This window comes from Nocardia vermiculata NBRC 100427 (assembly GCF_001613265.1).
Classification (GTDB): Bacteria; Actinomycetota; Actinomycetes; order Mycobacteriales; family Mycobacteriaceae; genus Nocardia; species Nocardia vermiculata.
In genome coordinates, this window is the sequence record NZ_BDCA01000039.1 from 1 (window position 1) to 19,966 (window position 19,966).

14 protein-coding genes are annotated in these 19,966 nt (G+C 64.5%); 9 read left to right on the plus strand and 5 right to left on the minus strand.

The window, feature by feature from the left end:
- On the minus strand, positions 1–371 hold a 371-nt coding region (locus tag NV2_RS27675), incomplete at its 3' end, for an FHA domain-containing protein (RefSeq protein WP_157103125.1).
- A gap of 105 nt (positions 372–476) precedes the next feature.
- On the opposite strand from NV2_RS27675, the gene NV2_RS27680 reads away from it, so the two are divergent.
- Entirely contained in the window at positions 477–1,919 is a 1,443-nt protein-coding gene (locus tag NV2_RS27680) for a neutral zinc metallopeptidase (RefSeq protein WP_067880854.1), read from the plus strand.
- Positions 1,920–1,936: 17 nt separating this feature from the next.
- Here the strand turns inward: NV2_RS27680 and NV2_RS27685 are convergent, their stop codons facing one another.
- Positions 1,937–3,478, minus strand: a complete 1,542-nt coding sequence (locus tag NV2_RS27685) for an FHA domain-containing protein (RefSeq protein ID WP_067880857.1) — start codon at positions 3,476–3,478, stop codon at positions 1,937–1,939.
- A 152-nt stretch (positions 3,479–3,630) separates the two neighbouring features.
- Between NV2_RS27685 and NV2_RS27690 the strand changes: the two genes are divergently transcribed.
- The 7 genes from NV2_RS27690 (at position 3,631) to NV2_RS27720 (ending at position 13,093) form a co-directional block, all read left to right on the plus strand.
- Complete coding sequence (locus NV2_RS27690; protein WP_067880860.1) at positions 3,631–4,830, plus strand: DUF7373 family lipoprotein; 1,200 nt, start codon at positions 3,631–3,633, stop codon at positions 4,828–4,830.
- A gap of 101 nt (positions 4,831–4,931) precedes the next feature.
- Complete coding sequence (locus NV2_RS27695; RefSeq protein ID WP_067880863.1) at positions 4,932–6,335, plus strand: type VII secretion-associated protein; 1,404 nt, start codon at positions 4,932–4,934, stop codon at positions 6,333–6,335.
- 109 nt (positions 6,336–6,444) lie between these two features.
- The gene (locus NV2_RS27700) at positions 6,445–7,644 is read left to right on the plus strand and encodes a DUF7373 family lipoprotein (protein WP_157103126.1); all 1,200 of its coding nucleotides are present in this window, start codon (positions 6,445–6,447) and stop codon (positions 7,642–7,644) included.
- Positions 7,641–8,906, plus strand: a complete 1,266-nt coding sequence (locus NV2_RS27705; protein WP_067880869.1) for a DUF7373 family lipoprotein — start codon at positions 7,641–7,643, stop codon at positions 8,904–8,906. Before NV2_RS27700 ends, NV2_RS27705 begins: the two co-directional genes overlap by 4 nt.
- A gap of 76 nt (positions 8,907–8,982) precedes the next feature.
- The gene (locus NV2_RS27710) at positions 8,983–10,605 is read left to right on the plus strand and encodes a serine/threonine-protein kinase (protein ID WP_067880872.1); all 1,623 of its coding nucleotides are present in this window, start codon (positions 8,983–8,985) and stop codon (positions 10,603–10,605) included.
- Between the two features lie 103 nt (positions 10,606–10,708).
- Positions 10,709–11,881: a DUF7373 family lipoprotein gene (locus tag NV2_RS27715; RefSeq protein ID WP_157103127.1), complete on the plus strand. Its 1,173-nt coding sequence runs from the start codon at positions 10,709–10,711 to the stop codon at positions 11,879–11,881.
- Positions 11,882–11,890: 9 nt separating this feature from the next.
- Positions 11,891–13,093 (plus strand): DUF7373 family lipoprotein, encoded by a 1,203-nt coding sequence (locus tag NV2_RS27720; RefSeq protein WP_157103128.1) that lies wholly within the window; start codon positions 11,891–11,893, stop codon positions 13,091–13,093.
- Between the two features lie 90 nt (positions 13,094–13,183).
- On the opposite strand, the gene NV2_RS27725 is transcribed toward NV2_RS27720, so the two are convergent.
- The 3 genes from NV2_RS27725 to eccCa all read right to left on the minus strand — a co-directional run bounded on the left by NV2_RS27725 (position 13,184) and on the right by eccCa (position 18,337).
- Positions 13,184–13,492 carry a WXG100 family type VII secretion target gene (locus tag NV2_RS27725; protein ID WP_067880881.1) on the minus strand — a complete coding sequence of 103 codons (309 nt, stop codon included), beginning with the start codon at positions 13,490–13,492 and terminating at the stop codon, positions 13,184–13,186.
- A 49-nt stretch (positions 13,493–13,541) separates the two neighbouring features.
- Positions 13,542–13,856 carry a WXG100 family type VII secretion target gene (locus tag NV2_RS27730; RefSeq protein ID WP_067880884.1) on the minus strand — a complete coding sequence of 105 codons (315 nt, stop codon included), beginning with the start codon at positions 13,854–13,856 and terminating at the stop codon, positions 13,542–13,544.
- A 428-nt stretch (positions 13,857–14,284) separates the two neighbouring features.
- The gene (eccCa, locus tag NV2_RS27735) at positions 14,285–18,337 is read right to left on the minus strand and encodes a type VII secretion protein EccCa (RefSeq protein ID WP_067880887.1); all 4,053 of its coding nucleotides are present in this window, start codon (positions 18,335–18,337) and stop codon (positions 14,285–14,287) included.
- Between the two features lie 159 nt (positions 18,338–18,496).
- On the opposite strand from eccCa, the gene eccD reads away from it, so the two are divergent.
- Entirely contained in the window at positions 18,497–19,963 is a 1,467-nt protein-coding gene (gene eccD / locus NV2_RS27740) for a type VII secretion integral membrane protein EccD (RefSeq protein ID WP_067880890.1), read from the plus strand.
- Positions 19,964–19,966 lie beyond the last annotated feature (3 nt).

Sequence of the window (19,966 nt, forward strand, 5' to 3'; positions counted from 1 at the left end):
GGCGGGCCCGCGGGGTTCGGCGACTGCGGCCGCGCCGGTGGCGGCGACTGCCGGAACCTGATCTCCGGCACCAGGTGCACCACCGGCCCGGTGACCCCGTCACCGAGCCGGACCAGCATCGGCCGATCGACCGGCACCGGTTTCGTGAGCCGCTGCGCGTCCACGAAAACCCCGTTGGTACTGCCGTTGTCGGAGAGCACCCAGGCGCTCCCCTGCCAGACAAGTGTCGCGTGCACACGAGAGACCAGCGGATCATCGACGAAAACCGTCACCTCGGGTGCTCGCCCCAGAGTCACCTGCTGTGTGGTTTCGAAGATCCGATCGGTTCCCTCATGGCGCACGGTGATCTTCTGCGCCCCCGGTAATGACATGTGCCGGATACTATGCGATGGCCGCGACATCGGTGGGGGGCGAGCGCCCGGGCCGCCGACCGCACCGGCAACCGACCGAAAACCTGCCCGGGGAGGAATGGGGACATGGCGAAACGCCCGGTGGCGGCGCTTGCCGCGCTGGTGCTGGCAATCGGTCTGCTCGCCGGATGCGCGATGACCACGAGTGGTCATGCCGTATCCATCTACGACAATCCGTTCCAGGTCGCCGGGCTGCCCAGCACCAGTGGCCCGAGCGGTCCCCGTCCGGGCGCTACCGATGCACAGCTCGCCGCCACCGGTGGTGACAAGGGGCTCGTGGACACCATGGCGCTCAACGCCATTGCCGATATCCAGAGCTTTTGGCGCGAGGAGTACCACACCGAATTCGACGGCGAGTTCAAGCCGGTCACCAAGTTCTACTCCTGGGACGCGAAGGCGCCCCGCTCGCGCGGCACCCGGTTCTGCGACGACACCACCTATCAGCTGGTCAATGCCGCCTACTGCCGGCTGGACAACTCCGTCGGCTGGGATCGCGGCGTGCTGTTGCCCTCCATGCAGGACAGCTTCGGCAAGATGGCGGTGGTCATGGTGCTGGCCCACGAATACGGCCACGCCGTGCAGACCATGTCACACCTCGTATCCGGCGAGGACCCGGTCATCGTCAAGGAGCAACAGGCCGACTGCTTCGCCGGTGCGTTCATGCGCCACGTCGCCGAGGACAAGGCCGAGCATTTCACCATCAACACTTCCGACGGCCTCAACAATGTACTGGCCGCGACCGTCGCGATCCGGGATGCCGACCCCGAGGACCCCGAATCGGTGCACGGCTCGGCATTCGAGCGCGTCACCGCCGTCCAGATCGGCTTCACCGACGGCCCCAAAGGGTGCAAGGCCATCGATATGAAGGACATCGAGTCCCGCCGCAAGAACCTTCCCCAGTCCTTCGGCGACGACGTCAACCGCGGGGAGCTGGCGATCACCAAGGACAGTCTGAAAGAACTGAGCAAGGCGATGGCGGCGATCATGCCGATTCCCTCCGAGCCGAGCTACGACTATCACGGCGCCCTGCTGCACTGCCGCAACGGCGCCGACACCGTTCCGGTCACCTACTGTCCGGCGACCAACACCATCGGGACCGACATCCCCGCGCTGATTCAGCGTGGTGCCGCGAATACCGATGATCAGGAGGGCTTTCCGACCCGGGTCGGTGGGGACTACAACGCGTATGTCGTGTTCGTCTCCCGCTATACGCTCGCGGTCCAACGCGGCGCTCGCCAGCAGCTGACCGGTGCGAAGACCGGGTTGCGGGCCGCCTGTCTGTCCGGAGTCATCACCGCGAAACTCGCGGACCCGAATCGCGGTGCCCAGGACGGCGATATCGCGCTCTCGCCCGGTGATCTCGACAAGGCGGTATCCGGGCTGCTCAGCGACGGATTGGCCGCCAGCGATGTGGAAGGCAAAACGGTGCCCAGCGGATTCTCCCGCGTCGACGCATTCCGCGCCGGGGTCCTCGGTACTCAGCAGACCTGCGAGTCGCGTTACTCCTGACCTGCGGGGCCGAGCGCTCAGCCGAACGGTGGCGGTGCCGCCGGGTCCAACCGCAACACCCGGTTGCCGAGCATGATCTCCGAACCTTGCACCAGCACCATCGGCTGGTTGGGCTGCAGCCGAATCCACTCGCGATATCCCGGAGGCCGGGCCCGGGTGCCATTGGTCGAACCGCGGTCGACCACCGTGATATCCCAGTTCAGCAGCCGAATCTCGGCGTGTGCCCGCGACATTCCGCCCGAGGAATCCTCGATCTTGACCGGGAGCAGACCACGCTGGGCGGCATCGGAATTCTCCGGGTCCCGGCCGATCACGGCATCGGAGGCCAGCAGATAGGTCATACCGTCGTCGAGAACCAGCATGCCCAGTGGCGGCCTGGCGACCTCCGTCGGCGGCTGGGTCTGATCGACCGGCATCCCGCACACCGTGCAGAACGCCGAACGCGGATCGCTGGGATGGGCGCGCGCGCATTTGAATCCCATCACCCGCACCGTCAGCGAGGTCGCGCGAGCAGTCGCCTCCATCCGGCGTTCCAGCTCCGGGTCGGGACCGGGCGCAGGATTGGTTCCGCGCCGCTGGGGCTGCGCGCCGCGCGGATCCGGCGCGGCTTCGGCGGCCGCCGCTTCGGGCGAGGTGGGCGTCCCGCGCAGCTGCGTCTGCGCCCGCCGCGGGTCGGCCATGGCCTCGCTCGGGCGGGCATCGGTGGCCGGGGGCAGCTCCTGGTCGGGCCGAGGCTGCTGCGCCGGCCCGCCGGAACCGGGGGTCGCAGCGCGCAGCTGGGTCTGGGCGAGACGGGGATCGTCCGCTTGTTCGGCCGGGCGTGCGGCATCGGGCGGCTGCTCCCGGTTGCGGCGCGGATCGTCCGCAGGACCCCCGGCGGCCTCGGCGCGACGACCAGCACCGGTATCCGGCGACGGTAGTTGCGGTTCCGGGCGCTGGGCGTCCAACTGCGAGGTCGGCGGTAGCTCCGCGCGCCGATGCGCACCGGCGGGCCCGGTACGCACGGCCCGATTGCGGGCCCGGCTGCGCTCGCCTTCGAACCAGACCACCGCTCCGGCGGCGGCCGCTACCCCCTCCACCAGCGATCCGATACCACGCTCGGGCAGTTCCGGAATTCGCCCACGCTCGTCGTCGATGAAGACGGCCACCGCCCGGGCCGGTGGTTCGGTGAAACGGTCGACGGTGAATGCGGCGTCGACCCCGCGGTAATACTCCACACCGCGGGCGCCCGCCAGCACCGCGGTGACTGCGCCGTGCAGGAAGATCGCGATCCCACCGGTATCCGAGCGCGAGAGAATGCCCAGGTCGATCGGGCTACCGTCGATCTGCTCGGCCTCCTGCATCAGCCATCGTGTGGCCTCGCGGGCGATCATCCGGCCCGGCCCGGTCGGCGTGGTGTCGGCGGCTTCGGACACCAGTTGCGCGACGGCTTCGGCCGCCCGCATCGCCGGTGCGTCCGGACCTACCCGCCCGCGTTCGCGGTGCGCGACCACGACCAATGCCCCCGCTACCCGTACGACGACATGGTTACCCGCGACAACCTCGACCTGCCGATCCATCAACAGAACCGGCCTCCGAGCAGAATCAGCGCCGCGGTAACCACACGGTCAAGGTTAAGGCAATCGTGCCGCATGGGCCCCGGGCGTCGGTGCGGTCCGGTAATTTCGGTATCCGAGGACCGGACGAATCACCGGATCGAAGGGGGTCGGCGATGCGCCGCACATCTCGTATATCTCTGGTTTGTACCTGTGCCGCGCTGATCGGTCTGCTGTCCGGCTGCGGTGTGGAGGGGACTCCGACCGCCGCCGAGATCGATGTACGCACGCTCGACGTCGGCCCCTACCCGGTGGACCGGCACAGCTACGACACCACTGCCGGCGACAAAGGCGCGCTGGTAGAGGGCATGCGAATGTCGGCGGCGGTGGTGCCGAGTGTGGATATCGATCCGTCGCTGACCGTCGGGGCGGGCGGACGCGTCGTCGAGGACAGCGCCGAGGCGACCCGGCGCCTGCTGGCCGGTGTGTCCAAACCCGCGCTCGACGACAACGAGATGATCGTCGGCTACGTCGCGGCCGGCTCGGACCGGCCCACCGACGGCGAGGGTGCCGCGCAGGCCACCACGGTGACCGATCTGGTGATGCGCTTCCCGGACGAGACGAAGGCCGCACGGGCGGCACAGCAACTCGAGGATGTCGACTTCGCGGTGGCGCCGGACCTCAACCGGAAGCTCACCCTGCCCGAACACCCGGAAGCACTCGTCCACTACCGGCCGGGCGTCCCCACCGTCGGCGCCTTCATGCCCTACAAGCAGTTCGTGATCTCACTGTTCATCCAGCGCCCGAAATCCGAGCCGGACGACCTGCTGACCTGGGTACGCAAAACGCTGGATGCCCAGGTTGCCGCGCTGGACACGTTCCAGCCGACCCCACAGCGCGATCTCGGCCGGCTGCCGGTGGATCCCGACGGGCTGCTAGCCCGCGCCGTCGTCCGCGATCGCACGAACCGCGTGCCCGATCAGACCGACTTCGCGACCTACGCCCCGCCGGCATTCGTGCACATCGCGGCCGACGAAGCACAACGCCGCCAACTGGTGGACGAGACCGGCCTGAACTCGCTCGCGATCGCCGACGACAGTTCGGTACTGCGGGTACGCGACAGCGAGGCCGGTGCCCGGCTGATCGACGGCCTGATCACCACCTCCGGTCCGCAGTACGACCCGACCGAGGCGTCGGCACCGGTCCCCGGCGCGAAATGCCTGGCCCGCAATAGTTCCGGAGATACGAACAGCGACAGCAGGTTTCGGTGCTATGTCCCGTATCGCGAGTACGTGCAGGTCGTGAACGCCGATGACCGCGGCGATATGAATCACCGTGTCGCCGCGGCGTATGCGTTGCTGGCCAACATCTTCTGACGCGCGGGCCGGCGCTCCACGCGGCTGGAGTAACATGCCGCGAGATCCAGCCTGGAAGGGGAGGCCGTGCCGTTCACCGTGAAAATCCGGATCCGCGACTGATGTCCACGGTCGATCTGGTCCTGACCGACAGCCGATTGTGGGCCCGAAGCGAATCCACACACTGGGACGGTGCGCCGTCGGTGGTACCCGCCAGCGACGGTTCGAGCCTGATCGCCGGCGAACCACTGCAACCGCCGTATCCCGCGGTCTCGGCGGTGCGACTCGCCGACGCCGACCGTATCGCCTTCGCTCCCGTACTTCCGACCGTCGCCGACGCGTTCGCCGCGATCTTCGGCACTGCCCTGACCTACCTGCGGTTACCCGGCCCGTGCGAGCGGCTCACCGTGGTCGGCCCGTCCGAATGGGGTACGCGCCGCCGGGCCGCACTCGAAGCCGGTGCACGCCGATTGGTCGGCGACATCGTCGTCGAACCGTTGGCGCTACGGGTGGCGAATCTTTCCGCCAGCACATCGCAGCAGCAACGCATCGCCGTGGTCGAACTGAATCCGCTCACCACCACCGTGACCCTCGCCGGCCGCTCGGGCAACCGGACCTGGATCGATTCCTGCGAATACGAGCCCACCCTCGGCACCGCGGATCTGGCCGAGGGGCGTGGGGTCGGCGCCGTCGTCGACGTCATCGATCGACTACTCGGTGGTCGGAAAGCCAGCTATGTGGTGGTTGTCGGCGCACCCGAACCCGCACTCGTCGACGAGATCCGCGCCGAACTGACCCGTCGTCGCACCTTCGGGGTAGACGTGCGGGCGATGTCGGGTGTGGAACTCGTCCAGGGCGGCGCGAACCAGCCGGTCACCGGGCATGCGCTCGATGCTCCCCAGCACCGGTGGACGGGATCACTGCACGAGCACGCGGCCACCGTCCAGCCCCCTCCGCAGCGGCGGACCGCGCGGTATCTCGCGTCCGCCGCACTGATCGCGGTGATCGTCGCGGCGGTGGCGGTGACGGTCGTGCTCACCCGATCCGGCGACCACACCACGACGGCCGAACCCACCGCGGCGCCGTCCTCCCCTACCGCGAGCCCACTCCTCACCGAGACCTTCGGCCGGGTACGAGCCCAGCTCCCCGCCGGCTGGCACGTCACCGACCGGTCCGACTCCCGGGTCGACATCTCCCCGGACAACGGTGCGCGCGAACGCATCTCCCTGGTGCAGAAACCACTGTCCGAAGGCTCCGGCCTCGAGGAAGTCGCCGGCGCGCTGGAGGCACAGATCGCCGCGCACCCGGGCGGCACGGTCGGTGCACTACAGCGCGACGTCGTTTTCGGTGGGCGGCCGGGTCTGTCCTACCAGGAGGTTCCGGGCGACGGCACCGTGGTGCGGTGGCAGGTTCTGGTGGATCCCGGCCTGCAGGTCAGTGTCGGCTGCCAGTACCCGGCCGATAGCTGGGATTCGATGGCGTCCGAATGTGAGCAGTTCGTCGCGGACCTGCGGACCGGAGCATGACACGCCCGCGGCGGTGACGGGTGGTGTTATCTTTCTTCGCAGCGTCGATGGAGTAGGCAAGTGTGCCCACCGGCGCCGAGCCTTCGGGAGGGGAAACATGCGAGGATCCGTGCGTTTGCTGACGGCTGCCATCGCAGCGGTCGCGCTGACCGTGACGGGGTGCGGCGGTTCGGAACCAGCGCCCGCACCGGTGGATGAGCCGACGATCGATCCGGGGGCGTTGGACTTCGGTCCGTACGATCCGACCCCGCGAGATATGGGCAAACCCAAGAATCCGGAACAGGCGGCGATTTTCGAGGCCGAGCGGCTGGGCAACTACATGCCGCTGCCGATGGACATCGACCCGGCCTTCGTCTACAACGGCATGCTCCAAACGCTGACCTTCATCGATCCGAAGGAATCGCTGCTGCGGGACTTCGCCGACCTCGGCCACTTCGCCGAGGATGCCCCGGACCTGATCAGCGGTTTCGTCAACTACGGCAAGAACGACCCGGACAACTACGGGATCGAACTGGTCAATGCCGCGATGATCTTCCCCAGCGAGCAGCGTGCCACCGAGGTCGCCGCGGCGCTGGAGCGACGCGATTTCACCACCGACCCGCAGATGCAGGCCGTAGCCATCCCCAACTATCCCCAGGCCCACGCTCACTGGGTTCCGACCCAGCAGGTGATCGACGTCTGGTACCCGGTGGGCCGGCTGGTGCTCTACACATCGATATACGACCAGGCAAAGAGCTATTTCAACAAGGTCGATCTGCCCGATCTGGTCGCCCGTGCCACCCGCAGCCTGGACAAGGTCGTCCCCGCGGTCACGAAGTTCACCCCCACCCCTCCGGACAAGCTGATGGATCAGCCGGTGGATATCGACGGAATGCTGGGCCGCACCATGGTCCGGCCGCAGGCGGCGCAGGGGGAATGGCTCAACCCGCCGGGGGTGTACACGGGGTTGCAGGGCCTCGCCTTCGATTCGGATCCGGCGGATACCCGCAAATGGTGGGAGGCCGTCGGGGTGGACAGGTTCGCCGACTACGGCAACCTGGTCATCCGCACCAGAGATGCCGCGGCAGCGAAGGATGCGGTCGAGGAACTGGCCGGTTCCGCCAAGAAGTTCAAACCCGCTGCGGCGCCGAAAAACCTGCCGATCGCGCAGTGCCGGGAATACACCGGACCGGTACAGCAGGCCATCCGCTTCTATTGCGCCGTGAACCAGGGCAGATATGTCGGACAATCCGCTGCTGAACAGCTACTCGATGCGCAACAACGCATTTCGGCTCAGTACGCCATCTTCGTGAAGGCGGACAAGGAATGAGGACTCGACTGTTTCGCACCGGGTCGGCTGCCGCCTGCCTGACCGCCCTGTTCGCGCTCACCGGCTGCGCGTCGACGCTCGGTGGCTGGGCCGGACCCGCCGAAGTCGATGTACGCACCCTCGATGTGGGGCCGTACGAGGTCCGACCGCTCGATATCCATGTCGATCAGAGGCCGGGATTCACCTATGCCCCCTACGCGGCGGGCATGCGGATGGCGGATTACGTGATCACCCCGGACCAGGTAGACCCGCACCTGACCAAGTATGCGAAATCAGGGTCGTTCACCCCCGGCAGCCCGCCGGACGCCCTCGGCGGCGCCACGGCGATGGGTGAGACCCTCAAACGCAACCACACGGTGTACGGATTCACGACGGCGGGAAGTACTGCCGACGCCGGCTGGAAGAACAGCGGCTGGCCCGAACCCTCGACAACCTCGAAATCCGATGCCACCACCCTCGCGATCACCGTGCTCGCATACAACGACGCCGACAGCGCGACCCGCGCGGCAGGCGACATCTACACCACCGACTTCGACACCTTCAAGGACAAGAACAAGGCCGTCGAACTCACGAAACACACTTCGGCACAAGCCCATTGGCAGCCCGGCGGTCACGCGTTGCGTTCCTTTCTCGCGCACGGTTCCTATGTCGTGTCGATACTGGCCATCACCCCCGGCACCGACCTGGATGCGCTGACCACCCTGACCGAGCAGGCCTTCGACAAGGAACTCCCGGTCCTCGACGGGCTCGAGACCGTCACCGACGAGCAAACCGTCCAGTTGCCCTGGGACCCCGATTATCTGCTGAGCCGCGCGCTGAACACGATGCAAACCGGTCGTCCACAGTACGAAGACGACAACGGCATCTTCGGTGCCCGCGGCTTCCTCCACTATCTGCCCGACCGCAAGATCGGCGCGAAGAATGTGGCAGATCTGCAGGGCGAAGGATTCGCCAAAACCTCCGATGCGCTGGTCGTGCGCACCGCCGACGCCGCTGCGGCGAAGCGGGCGGTAACCGGCCGCATCCTGCTGCGCGGCGCCGCGGGCGCACCCGCAGACAGCGTCCCGAAGGTGCCGGACTCGGCGTGCGTCGAGAACACGGCCAAGGATCCCATCTATTACCACGAGGCTCCGAAGCGGTACGTCTGTCTCGTCTCCTACCGCAACTACGTCGGCTATGTGACGTCGAATCAGCTGGTCGACGTGCATCAACGGGCGGCAGCGCAGTACGCACTTTTCGCCAACAGCCAGTGGTTGCCGTGAGTCGACCCACTACCGAACCGTCCAGTAAGCTCCGCGGCAGTACGCGGCCCCCCGAACAATCAGGAGTTAGTTACTGATGGTGATGAGTCCCGGCACCATCGTCGGTGGGTACCGCATCGTCCGCGTGCTCGGCGCCGGCGGCATGGGCACCGTTTACCTCGGTAAACACCCGAGCCTGCCGCGTATGGATGCCATCAAGGTGCTCAGCAGCGAGCTGTCCTCCAACGCGGAATTCCGCGGGCGCTTCGAGCGCGAGGCGAATCTGGTAGCAGGCCTGGACCATCCGAACATCGTGTCGGTCTATAACCGCGGCGAAGAGAACGGCCAGCTGTGGATCGCCATGCAGTACGTCGACGGCACCGACGCCTCGGCGGAACTGGCCCGCGACCGCCACGCGATGACACCGCTGCGCGCCCTGCGCATCATCACCGAGGTCGGTAAGGGCCTGGACTACGCGCACCGCCGCGGCCTGTTGCACCGCGACATCAAACCGGCGAACTTCCTGATGTCGACCCAGGACAAGGGCGACGACGAAGAACGCGTCCTGCTCGCCGACTTCGGCGTGGCCAAATCCGACGACGACGCCACCGAACTCACCCAGACCGGCAGTTTCGTCGCCACCATCGCCTACGCACCCCCCGAACAGCTCCAAGGCCTGTCGGTCGACAATCGCGGCGATATCTACAGCCTGGGCTGTGCCCTCTACAAACTGATCACCGGCCAAAACCCCTACCCCGCAACCCAACCGGCCATGGTGATGATGGGCCACCTCTACGAGCCCCCACCCCGCGCCACCGCCGCGAACCCCGGCCTCCCCCCGGCGATCGATCATGTCTTCGCCCGAGTTCTGGCCAAGAACCCCGCCGAACGCTTCGCCAGCTGCCGCGAGTTCACCGACGCCGCAGCAAACGCCCTCACCCCGGGCCACAACCCCATCCGTACCAACACCTCCCCGACCTACCCGGTTCAGGTATTCAACCCCAGCCCCCAGTCCGACCCCCGCGCAACAGGCGAATACCGCCCCACCACCGACCCCCGCAACCAGATCCCCCGCCCCACCTCCTCCGACGCCGACATCTCCCGGCTTCTCGAGTCGAAACCCAAGAGCCGCAAGCCATTCGTCCTGGGTGGGGTCGGAGTGGTGGTTGCCGTTGCACTCGCGGTCGGTGTGGGCGTCTGGGCCACCAGCGGGGGAGGTACCCCACAGGCACCCCCGTCGACCACTGCGGCAGCAGCCGGAACGTCCGCTGCTCCCGCGGCTTACACGTCCGCGGCGCAGGCGCGGGAGGCGAATCCGCAGTTCGCGGGCAAGACCATCACGATGCTCAATGTCACCGACGAGCGAACCTACGGAATCTTCCTGAGCGGTACACCTCAGACGAAGTTCTTGGAAGATCTCGGATTCGTCTACAACCTCAGCTATCCCAGGAACGGTGACGAGCCCTCGCCTCGGCCTGTCACCGATCGATTCCAAGATCTGAACGTGTCTTCTGACGGCTACATTCTCGCAATGCGAAGCGACCCGGAAGCAGGTGGCGGGGGTCTTCTCGGGCTGCCATACGGCATCACCGGTTCACGAGCCACCGTCATTCCGGTCGACGACCCGAGCACGGTTTCCGCGATGCGGAACTGGTCGGGAGGGTCGGAGAAGACGCTACTGGAAAAAATTGTGCCAATTCTCCGTAATCAGGTGAAGTAACCTTGAGACTTCGACGGAGAGTCTCCCGGCACAGAAACTGAAGCGAGAATAACGAGGGGGGACATTGAGCCCGATAATAACGGCAACCAAGATCGTCGCTGCAGTGGGCCTGATCGCCGTAACTGCTGCTTGCGGGGCCGATCCCGCAGGTTCCGCCGTGGCGGCCGAACCTGTTGTCGAGCTGTCTGAACTCGATGTCGGCGCCTACCGCACCGAACCGGTCGATATGGGCCTGCCCAAGAACATGCCTGCCGCACGCTTCATGGAAGCCAACCGCTTGGCGAGCGCAATGCCGTTGCCATACGAGGTGGATCCAATGCTCACCGTCGGCGAAGCCGGCACCACCCATTCTTTCCTCGAAGTGGGTCAATTCCACCTCAGTCCAATCTTTCACTGGCTACACGAGGAAACTTTCAATGATGCAGCCAAAGACTTTATCGCAGGGTTCTCGACGATCGGCCGGTCTGACGAGGAGAGAATATTTTCGTATGAACTCGTCAATTCGACACTGATATTTCCCGACAATGAATCGGCCGAGCATGCTGCGGCAGCGCTGTCGAAGGCAGAACTGTACGGCGCCGGACCGACCGAGGGTTCGTCCTTACCGGAATACCCTGACGCTTATGCGAAATGGCAGCCGGAGACTCAGTCATTGATCAGCTGGAAGGCCAGCGGTCAGTACGTGTTGATCACAATAGTGGAGCACAACGAAAACGCAGAACTCGGGATTTCAGACCTACCTTTTCTCACGACACTGTCTCAAAAATCTATAGCCGCGACGGTCGAATCATTGCAGGAATTCACACCTACACCTGTCGACCGACTGATGGCGACTCCGGTAGACCCGGACAACATCAGAGGGTTATCCCTCGAACGCCCACTCGGGGACTCGTTCGAAAATATACCAGGAGGCTTCGACCTCCACGGTGCACTTCATCTTGCCGACAATCCGAAGGAAATTGCCCAACTGTACAGAGCCAACGGAGTAGATCGGGTCGTACTCGGCGCCGGAAAACTTGTCCGAGCCACAGACTCCGGAGCTGCGCAGCGTATCTTCCAGGCCGAGAGACGCTCCGACAAGTTCTGGCACAGTGTCGATCCTCCGACGAATCTTCCGAACGCCAAGTGTTTACAGTACAAGGGTCCACGCGACCGGATCAGATTCTACTGTCACGTACAGTTCGAACGATACGTGGCAAGCGAATGGTCCGGGCAGATTCGAGACGCACATCAACGCATCTCAGCGCAGTACTCGATATTGGCAAACAGCAAGTAGGGGGCGGCAATGCAGACTGTCAGAATGATCGGATGTGCTTCGATCGCGCTCGTTGCAACGTTTACATTATCGTCCTGTGGTTCCTCGATTACTGGATCGCCGACAGCAGCAGAAATCGATGTACGTAAGCTCGACACTGGAGGATACTCGTCGGATCCGGCGTACATGCACTTTGATCCGACACCGAGTCTTGAAATAACGAAACAATTGGCGGCAATGCGGCTTCTGAACCACGTTGCCAACGGCACCGAGATCGACCCGAGCTTGACCTACAACACCGCATCAGAAATTACGGATCCGTACGACAAATTCGAGTCCGAAGGTCTACCGACAAATTTCAGAGATATCCTGAAGAACAACGAAATGCTATACGGCGTCGAAGCCGGCAAGAAGCAAAACGAGTCGTCAGACCCTCAGGACGGCGACAAATTTGTTGGATTAACCATATACCAGTTTCCGACGCCCGACGCTGCACAAACAGCCAATTCCGCGCTGGAAGCGGCCGACTTCTCGATCGCCGGAGACCAGAACGAAAAGGTGCAACTCGAGAAGTACCCGGAGGCATTGACGCATTGGCGCCCCGGAATCAGAACCATCGGTTCCAGATTGACGGTAGGCAGCTACGTTTTACGAGTTTTCACCCGAGCGCCGAAAGCGAACCTGCCGGATTTGAAGGCACAGTTGCAGCGCATATTCGACGTCCAGGTACCGATGTTGGAGAAACTGCCAGCTTTGTCGAAGCGAGAAATCCTTCACCTACCACACGATCCCGAGGGCGTGCATCGCATCGCCTTTGCGCCGGATTACCTCCTCGATGGGCCTTCCCTCTCGGTTGACGCCTCACTGACCGGGCACGGTGCAATCAATATGACTGGACCGTTCGGGGAGAAATTGATCGAAGAAGGCCATGTCGATGCCGTCGGCACACGGGTGGTCGATGGGACGACCCTATGGAGGTCGAGCGATAACGCAGGCGCCGACGCAGTCGTCGAAAAATTTCGACAGCAGGTCAAGCAACCGATAGCGCCTCCGAAGGGTGTTCCTGATTCGTTCTGCGACGAAGCAGACATGAGCAAAGAAATATTCACTGACCACCGCTACCGTTGCGTAGTACGCTACCGTCAGTATGTAGCGCGCGTATCAGGCCCTCAAATTGCAGATGCACAACAAAGGGCCGCCGCGCAGTACGCAATACTGGCCAACAGCTGGTAATTTGCAGAGCTGTCTCACGCAAAATATCCGGGCCGTGTATCCGAATTTCGGATACACGGCCCAGATCTCGCTTGCCGAAAAACGGGTGGATCAGCCGCCCGCGATCAGCTTGGCAGCGAGGACATCGGCGCCCTTCATTTCATCGCCGGCGCCAACAGTATGGGCACCGAGCTGCGCCAGCGAAGCGCTGAGCTCATCCGACTGCTGTCGCCAGTTCTGCTGAACGCTGTTGAAGGCATCGGCCGCGTCACTGCCCGTCCAGTGCGTCGTAATGAAGTTCTGGAAATTCCTCTCCATATCCTCGAGCGCGGAAGTGATCTGCATGGCCTCGGACTTGATACCGGTGCCTGCATCGTTGATCGCACCGAAGTCGTAGGAAATTTCACCGAAATCGCTCATTGCGTGTCTCCTCTGAGTCTTTCGAAGGCAAGATGCTGGAATTGAGCTGTCAGGCCCAGTTCAAAGTGTCGGCGGTCTTCTGCAGGGTGGACAGGTTGCCCTCTTCCATCTGCGCATACTGATCGCCGGCACTCTTGAGATTCTCGGAGTTCTTCATAAGCGCCTCGTTCATCTTGTTCGCCGAGGTCAGGAACTGTTCGAATGTGCTCTGGAACGCTTTGCCTGCGCCACCCTGAAAGGTCGGCCCCTGAAGGCTCTGCGCATGCATATGCGCCTTCTGGATCCGGTCACCGATAATGTCGTGCTGGGTTTTCATATCGTTGACGAACTTCACGAGCTCCGCATGTTCGGCGTGAAAGGGCATCTGGGCTCCTTCTCTCGGTCGCCGCGGCCTGCGGCGAGGAATGTTCCTGCTATCTGTTTGGACGCACGAAATGCGTCCACGGTTCCATAGTCATTTCCCGCGCATCGGCGCAGATCGACAGCGATCGCATGGCGCACTCGCCTGCGGTGTGAATGTCTTGCACCTCCCCCTCTCATCGCGCACATACCGCGTGCACCGGCGGCCGCTTCCGCTCAACGGTGAGCTTCGTGCCCCCAAGCACCGCGTTCCGGCCGGCCGGTGACGACCCCAGGAAGCATCCTTACGAATGGTACGCGGCAGGTCGGCATGTTGTCCGGTTTCCGAGCCTGCCATCTTCTGCCCGGAATTGCCAGCGCCTTTCGGCTTTTCACGGTGATCGGCGGTGATGACCTGAGCCACACCGTATGCCGATTCCGCGCCGCGACCCGTCATACCGGTGGCGCGGCCCAGGCCGTCTGTACCAGGCTGTTCCCAGCGCGTGAGACGAGCGTTCCTCGCCCGGGCGGCATTTCGCTGAGCCGCACGTTGCCGAGCAACGCGCCCTCATCGCGACTGCCACTCATCATCAGGCCGATGGTTCCGATGTCCTTCATACGGCCGATCAGCGGCTCGTACAACGCCCGCGACGCGCCTCCTGAACGTCGAGCGATGATCAGGTGGAAGCCGATGTCCTTGGCCTGCGCCAGATATTCGGTGAGTATGGACAGCGGGTTACCCGACGGCGTAGATACCAGGTCGTAGTCGTCGACGATGACATAGACCTCGGGACCGGACCACCACGATCGATCGCGCAACTGTTGCTGCGTGATGTCGGGACCGGGCATACGCCCCTTCAGCACACCGGTCAGGTCGCGCATCATGGCCTCGAGCATCTCGGCGGATGGAGCATAACCCGCCACATGTCGACCTTCGACTACCCCCAGCAAGGTACGGCGGTAGTCGCCGATAATCAGTTTGGCATTCTCGGGAGTATTGGCGGCAACGATGTTGTGAATGATGTTGCGCAGCACGTTGGTCTTACCGCATTCGGTGTCGCCGAAGATCAACACATGCGGTTGCTCGGCCAGGTTGAGGAATACCGGCGCAAGCTCGGCTTCGTTCAGGCCGATCGGGATCTGGATATTCTTCGTGTACTGATCCACCTGCCCGGGCCAACCACCCAGAACGTTATGCAACAGATCGTCGCGATGCAGAATTTCCGGCAGCATACGCACCTGTGGCGCAGGACGGCCGGGAGTCGCGGCGGCAATGCGTTGCACCGCGTCCGCCACACCTGCACCCAATGTTTCCGGATTCGAATTTCCGTCCGTGCGTGGCAATGCCGTGAGCATATGTTTCGCGTCCGACGTCATACCGCGGCCGGGGCGGCCCTGCGGTACCAACGCGGCAACCTTGCGCCCCAGGTCGGAGTCCATGGGGTCACCGAGGCAGAGTTCGATACGGGAACGGATCTGGTCCTTGAGCGCGGGACGCGCTTCACGCCAAGCATTCAGGGCGATCATCACATGCACGCCGTAGGACAAACCTTGGTTGGCGAGATTCATGATCGGCTGTTCGAGGGCATCGAAATCCTGGCGGATGGAACCGAACCCATCGACCACGAGAAAGACGTCGCCGAACGGATCCTCGTGGGCTCCGGCCGCCGCGGGACTACTGGCCGGGTCGGTTCCGCGCAGTCGACGGAAGTCCGCCATCGATTCGACACCGAGTTGCCGGAAGCGCAGTTCACGCTGGCGCACGATGGTGCTGACCTCGGAGACGGTGCGACGCACCTTGTCCACGTCCAGACGGCCGGCCACCGAACCGACGTGCGGCAGGCCCTCCAGCGCCGTCAGGGTGCCACCACCGAAATCGAGGCAGTAGAACTGCACCTGCTCGGCGGTGTGCATCATGGACAGGCCCATGATCAACGAGCGCAGTGCAGTGGATTTACCCGACTGCGGGCCACCGACTATCGCGACATTGCCGTGTGCGCCCGACAAATCGACGACCATCGGATCGCGACGCTGTTCGCGGGGACGGTCGACGGTGCCGAAGATCGCACGCAGGCTCGCCACCGGGCCGTAGTCACCGGTAAGGACCGAGCGCTGGATGAGCTGGTCGAGAGTCGGCGCCTCGGAGAGTGGCGGCAACCAGATCTGGTGGGCGTCGCGTCCGTGCCCCTCGATGCGGGTGACCAGCATGTCCAGGTTGGAGACCTTCTCCGCGCTCTCGTCGGATTTCTCTTCCTCCAGCACGATGCTCGGCTCGGGAGGGAGTGGGATGCGGTCGCTGTCGCGGAATTCCACGTGGTCGGCCTTGAAGAGGCGGGCGTTGATGTCGATCTCGCCGCCGACGATGCCGGCCTGGGTGACCTCGCGCTGGGGACCGCCGCCGACGTAGGCGCCGGATACGTAGGAGGCTTGGAAGCGCTGGATCTCGCCGGAGTTGGTCTTCAGATAGCCGCCGCCGGGTGAGCTCGGCAGGTTGTAGGCGTCGGGGACGCCGAGGACCTGGCGGGACTCGTTGGCGGAGAAGGTTTTCAGGCCGATGCGATAGGACAGATGTGATTCCAGGCCCTTGAGCTTGCCCTCTTCGAGGCGCTGTGATGCCAGCAGCAGATGAACCTGCAGTGAGCGGCCCAGGCGGCCGATCATCACGAACAGTTCCGCGAAATCCGGATGCTTGGCCAGCAGTTCGGAGAACTCGTCGAGCACCACGAACAGCGCCGGCAGCGGGTCCAGATCGGCGCCCGCGGCGCGGGCCTTCTCGTATTCGAGGACATTGGCGAAATTGCCCTTGTCGCGCAGGACTTCCTGGCGGCGATTCATCTCGCCTTCCAGCGCGTCCTTCATACGATCGACGAGGTCGGCCTCTTCCTCCAGGTTGGTGATGACGGCCGCGACATGCGGTGCGCTGTCCAGACCGAGGAAGGTCGCACCACCCTTGAAGTCGACCAGAACCAGATTCAGCTGATCCGGCGAATGCGTGGCCAGCATCGAAAGCACCAGGGTGCGAAGGAATTCCGATTTACCGGAACCGGTCGCACCGATGCACAGGCCGTGCGGGCCGGTACCGCCCTCGGCGGCCTCCTTGATATCCAGGTAGACCGGCAACCCGTCGGCACCGACACCGAACGGGACCCGCAGCCGCTCGCGGCCGTAGCGCGGCTTCCAGCCGGTTTCCGGGTTGAAGGTGCCGATGTCGCCCAAGCCCATGAGCTGCGCCCAGGAATTGATGACCTCGACGTTCTCTTCGATGACGGCCTCGCCGCCACGCTGCACCGGCGCGACCCGGAACGGGGCCAAACGGCGGGCGACCTGTTCGCCCTGACGCGCGCTGATCCGGTCGATGAGGGCGAAGCGCTCCATATTGCCGGTCGCACCACGGCCGACGCATTCGCCGTTCTCGACCACCATCTGAATACCCCGCGACACCGCCAAGCGCGGCGCGTAGCTGCACAGGTCGATGATGGTGACACCTTCGTAGCCGGATTCCCGCAGCGAATCCTCTTCGGCTTCGAGCAGACCGCCGTCGACGACGATGACGACGTGCACCAGGTTCTGATTCGCGGGCTGATTGCGTGAGTAACGAACCCGGTTGTGCAGCAATGGGTTCAGGCCGTCGGCCAGTTCACGGATGGATCCGTAGACCATCCGCTCGGTGCCGATGCCGTCCTGGGACTCGGGATGCTGGGTGTGTGGCAGCCACTTGGTCCATTCCCACTCCGCGGCGGTGTCCGCCCCACAGACGACGGCCGCCAGTACTTGATCGGGGGCCTGAAACATGCACAGCTGCAACAACATCGCGCGCGCCATATCGCGGGCCTGGGCACGATCACCGTTGAGCTGGATGGTGGCGAAACCCTTGACCGCAATGGCGGTCGGCAGATCCGGCACCGTGGAATGGGTGCGCACGAACCGGCGCAGCGATACCGCCGCGATGGGTTCGAGTTCCTCCACCGGCCCGGTCTCCGGGGACACGAGACGGGTGGCAAGGCGCTGACCCCCCAAGCCGATTCGCGCGTGGCAGAAGTCCTTGTCACCGGGCCGCCGTTCCCACATCCGGCTGGTGCCGGCCAGCATCCAGATCAGGCCCGGCTCGGGATGGCTCCACTCCACCGCGGAACGCTGCTGCGTCGCGGTCTCGTCGACGTCCTTGCGCACCTGGTCGAGGTAACGCAGGTAGTCCTTACGGTCCTCGTTCGCTTCCGCGGACTTCTGACCTTTACCGCCCTGACCGGCGAACATGCCGACCATGGAGAAGATCATCATCATTGGGAACATCATGCTCATCGGGTTGGAGGCGATACCGCCACCACGCGTGAACATCAGGGCCATCATGCCGCCCATACCGACGATCATGACCACAGGCATCAGCTTGCTCAGCAGACTGCCCGGGACGGCGCGGGGGATCTCGGGCGGCGGCTGCAGGGTGACTTCGCCACCGGGTGACCGCGGAACCTCCCGGCGCGCACGCCGCTGGAACCTGACTGTGCTCATCCTCGGAAGATCCCCCTTCGGCGGCTGTACTGCGGACTCAGTGTAGAGGCAGCGGCCGACATGTCGTACAGTTCGAGCAGCATTCTGCACGGAGGCCCTGCGCGACCGCAAACCGGAGCGTATGCGGAAACACGAGGTAGAGACGGAGTTGGGGGAAGCGTGACGCACGCGCGACTGGACCACATCGAAGAGGATTCGAGCCGCGGAATCGTCCGGGCACCCGATCTGGCACGGGTGACAATTCTGGCCAAGCACACGCAGGTCGATATGGCTATTCCGGTCGACGTGCCGGTAGCGCTGGTAATCCCCAGTGTCGTCGACATGGTGGCTCAGCACAGCCGCACCAACGATTTCGACAACAGCGGTGAACAGTTCCAGCCCGCCGAATGGGTGCTGGCCCGGATCGGCCAGCCGCCGTTCTCCAACTCGCTGAGCCTCGGCGAGCAAGGAGTGCGCGACGGCGAACTGCTGATGCTGGAGAGCGCCGATCATGTGGCGCCCAGTCCGCTGTTCGACGACATCATGTACAACGTCGCGATCGCCGACACCGACCACTTCCGTAGCTGGTCACCACGGCTCGCGCGCATCACGGGCTCGATCATCGCCGTCTTGACCATGCTCGCCGGATGCGTGGGCCTGCTGGCCGCACCGGATGCGATGCCCGGCTGGATCACCGGCTCCGTCGCCGCAGTCCTCACCATCCTGCTGGTCGTGGCAGGCACCGTGATGAGCCGGATGTACGGCGATACCGCCTCCGCACTGATCTTCGGCGGCTGCGCGCTACCCAGCGCATTCGCCGCCGGGATGCTGCTGGTCCCGGACCATTACGGCTGGGCGAATCTGCTGCTCGGTTCGGTTCTCCTCGGCGCCACCGCAGTGCTCGCGTGGCGGGTCAGTGGCGTGGGGCTGACGCTGTTCATCGGCGCCACAACGCTTTCCGTTTTCGCGGTACCGGCCGCGCTGGTCGGATTGGTCACCGACCAGCCGGTCAAGGCGATCGGCGGTGTGGCCGGTGCGCTGGCGCTGGCAGCGCTGTCGATGGCGCCGCGCGTATCGATGCTGCTGTCGAAACTTCCGTTGCCGCCGGTGCCCTCCCCCGGCACTCCGATCGATCCGACCGAGGAAGACCCCGACGACCACCGCGCGCTGCCCACCATGGATGCGCTGCGCACGAAATCCGAACGCGCACGGATGTATCTGGCCGGATTGGTCGGTGCGACCACCCTCGTGACCGTCGTCGGCATGCTGACCGCCACCGACCCGTCGGCCGACAGCCCGTACTGGCCCGGCATCGCTCTGGCCTTGGTCGCCGCAGCGGTACTGATGTTCCGCAGCCGCACCTACGTCAGCGCCGAACTGGCCGTGACCCTGGTGTCGGGTGGCGCCGCGATCCTGCTGCTGATGATGATCGGCGCCGCCTTCACGGTCGAACAGCCACTCGCGATCTTCGGTGCCGCGATGGTGATGCTGATCGCCGCGCTGATCCTGGGCATCATCGTGCCGAACCAGTCGGCGACACCGCCGATGCGCCGCGCGGTCGAACTGCTGGAGTACGCCTTCGTGGCCGCCGTGGTGCCGCTGGTGTTCTGGGTTGCCGAGCTGTACACGCTCGTCCGAGCACTCTGAGCC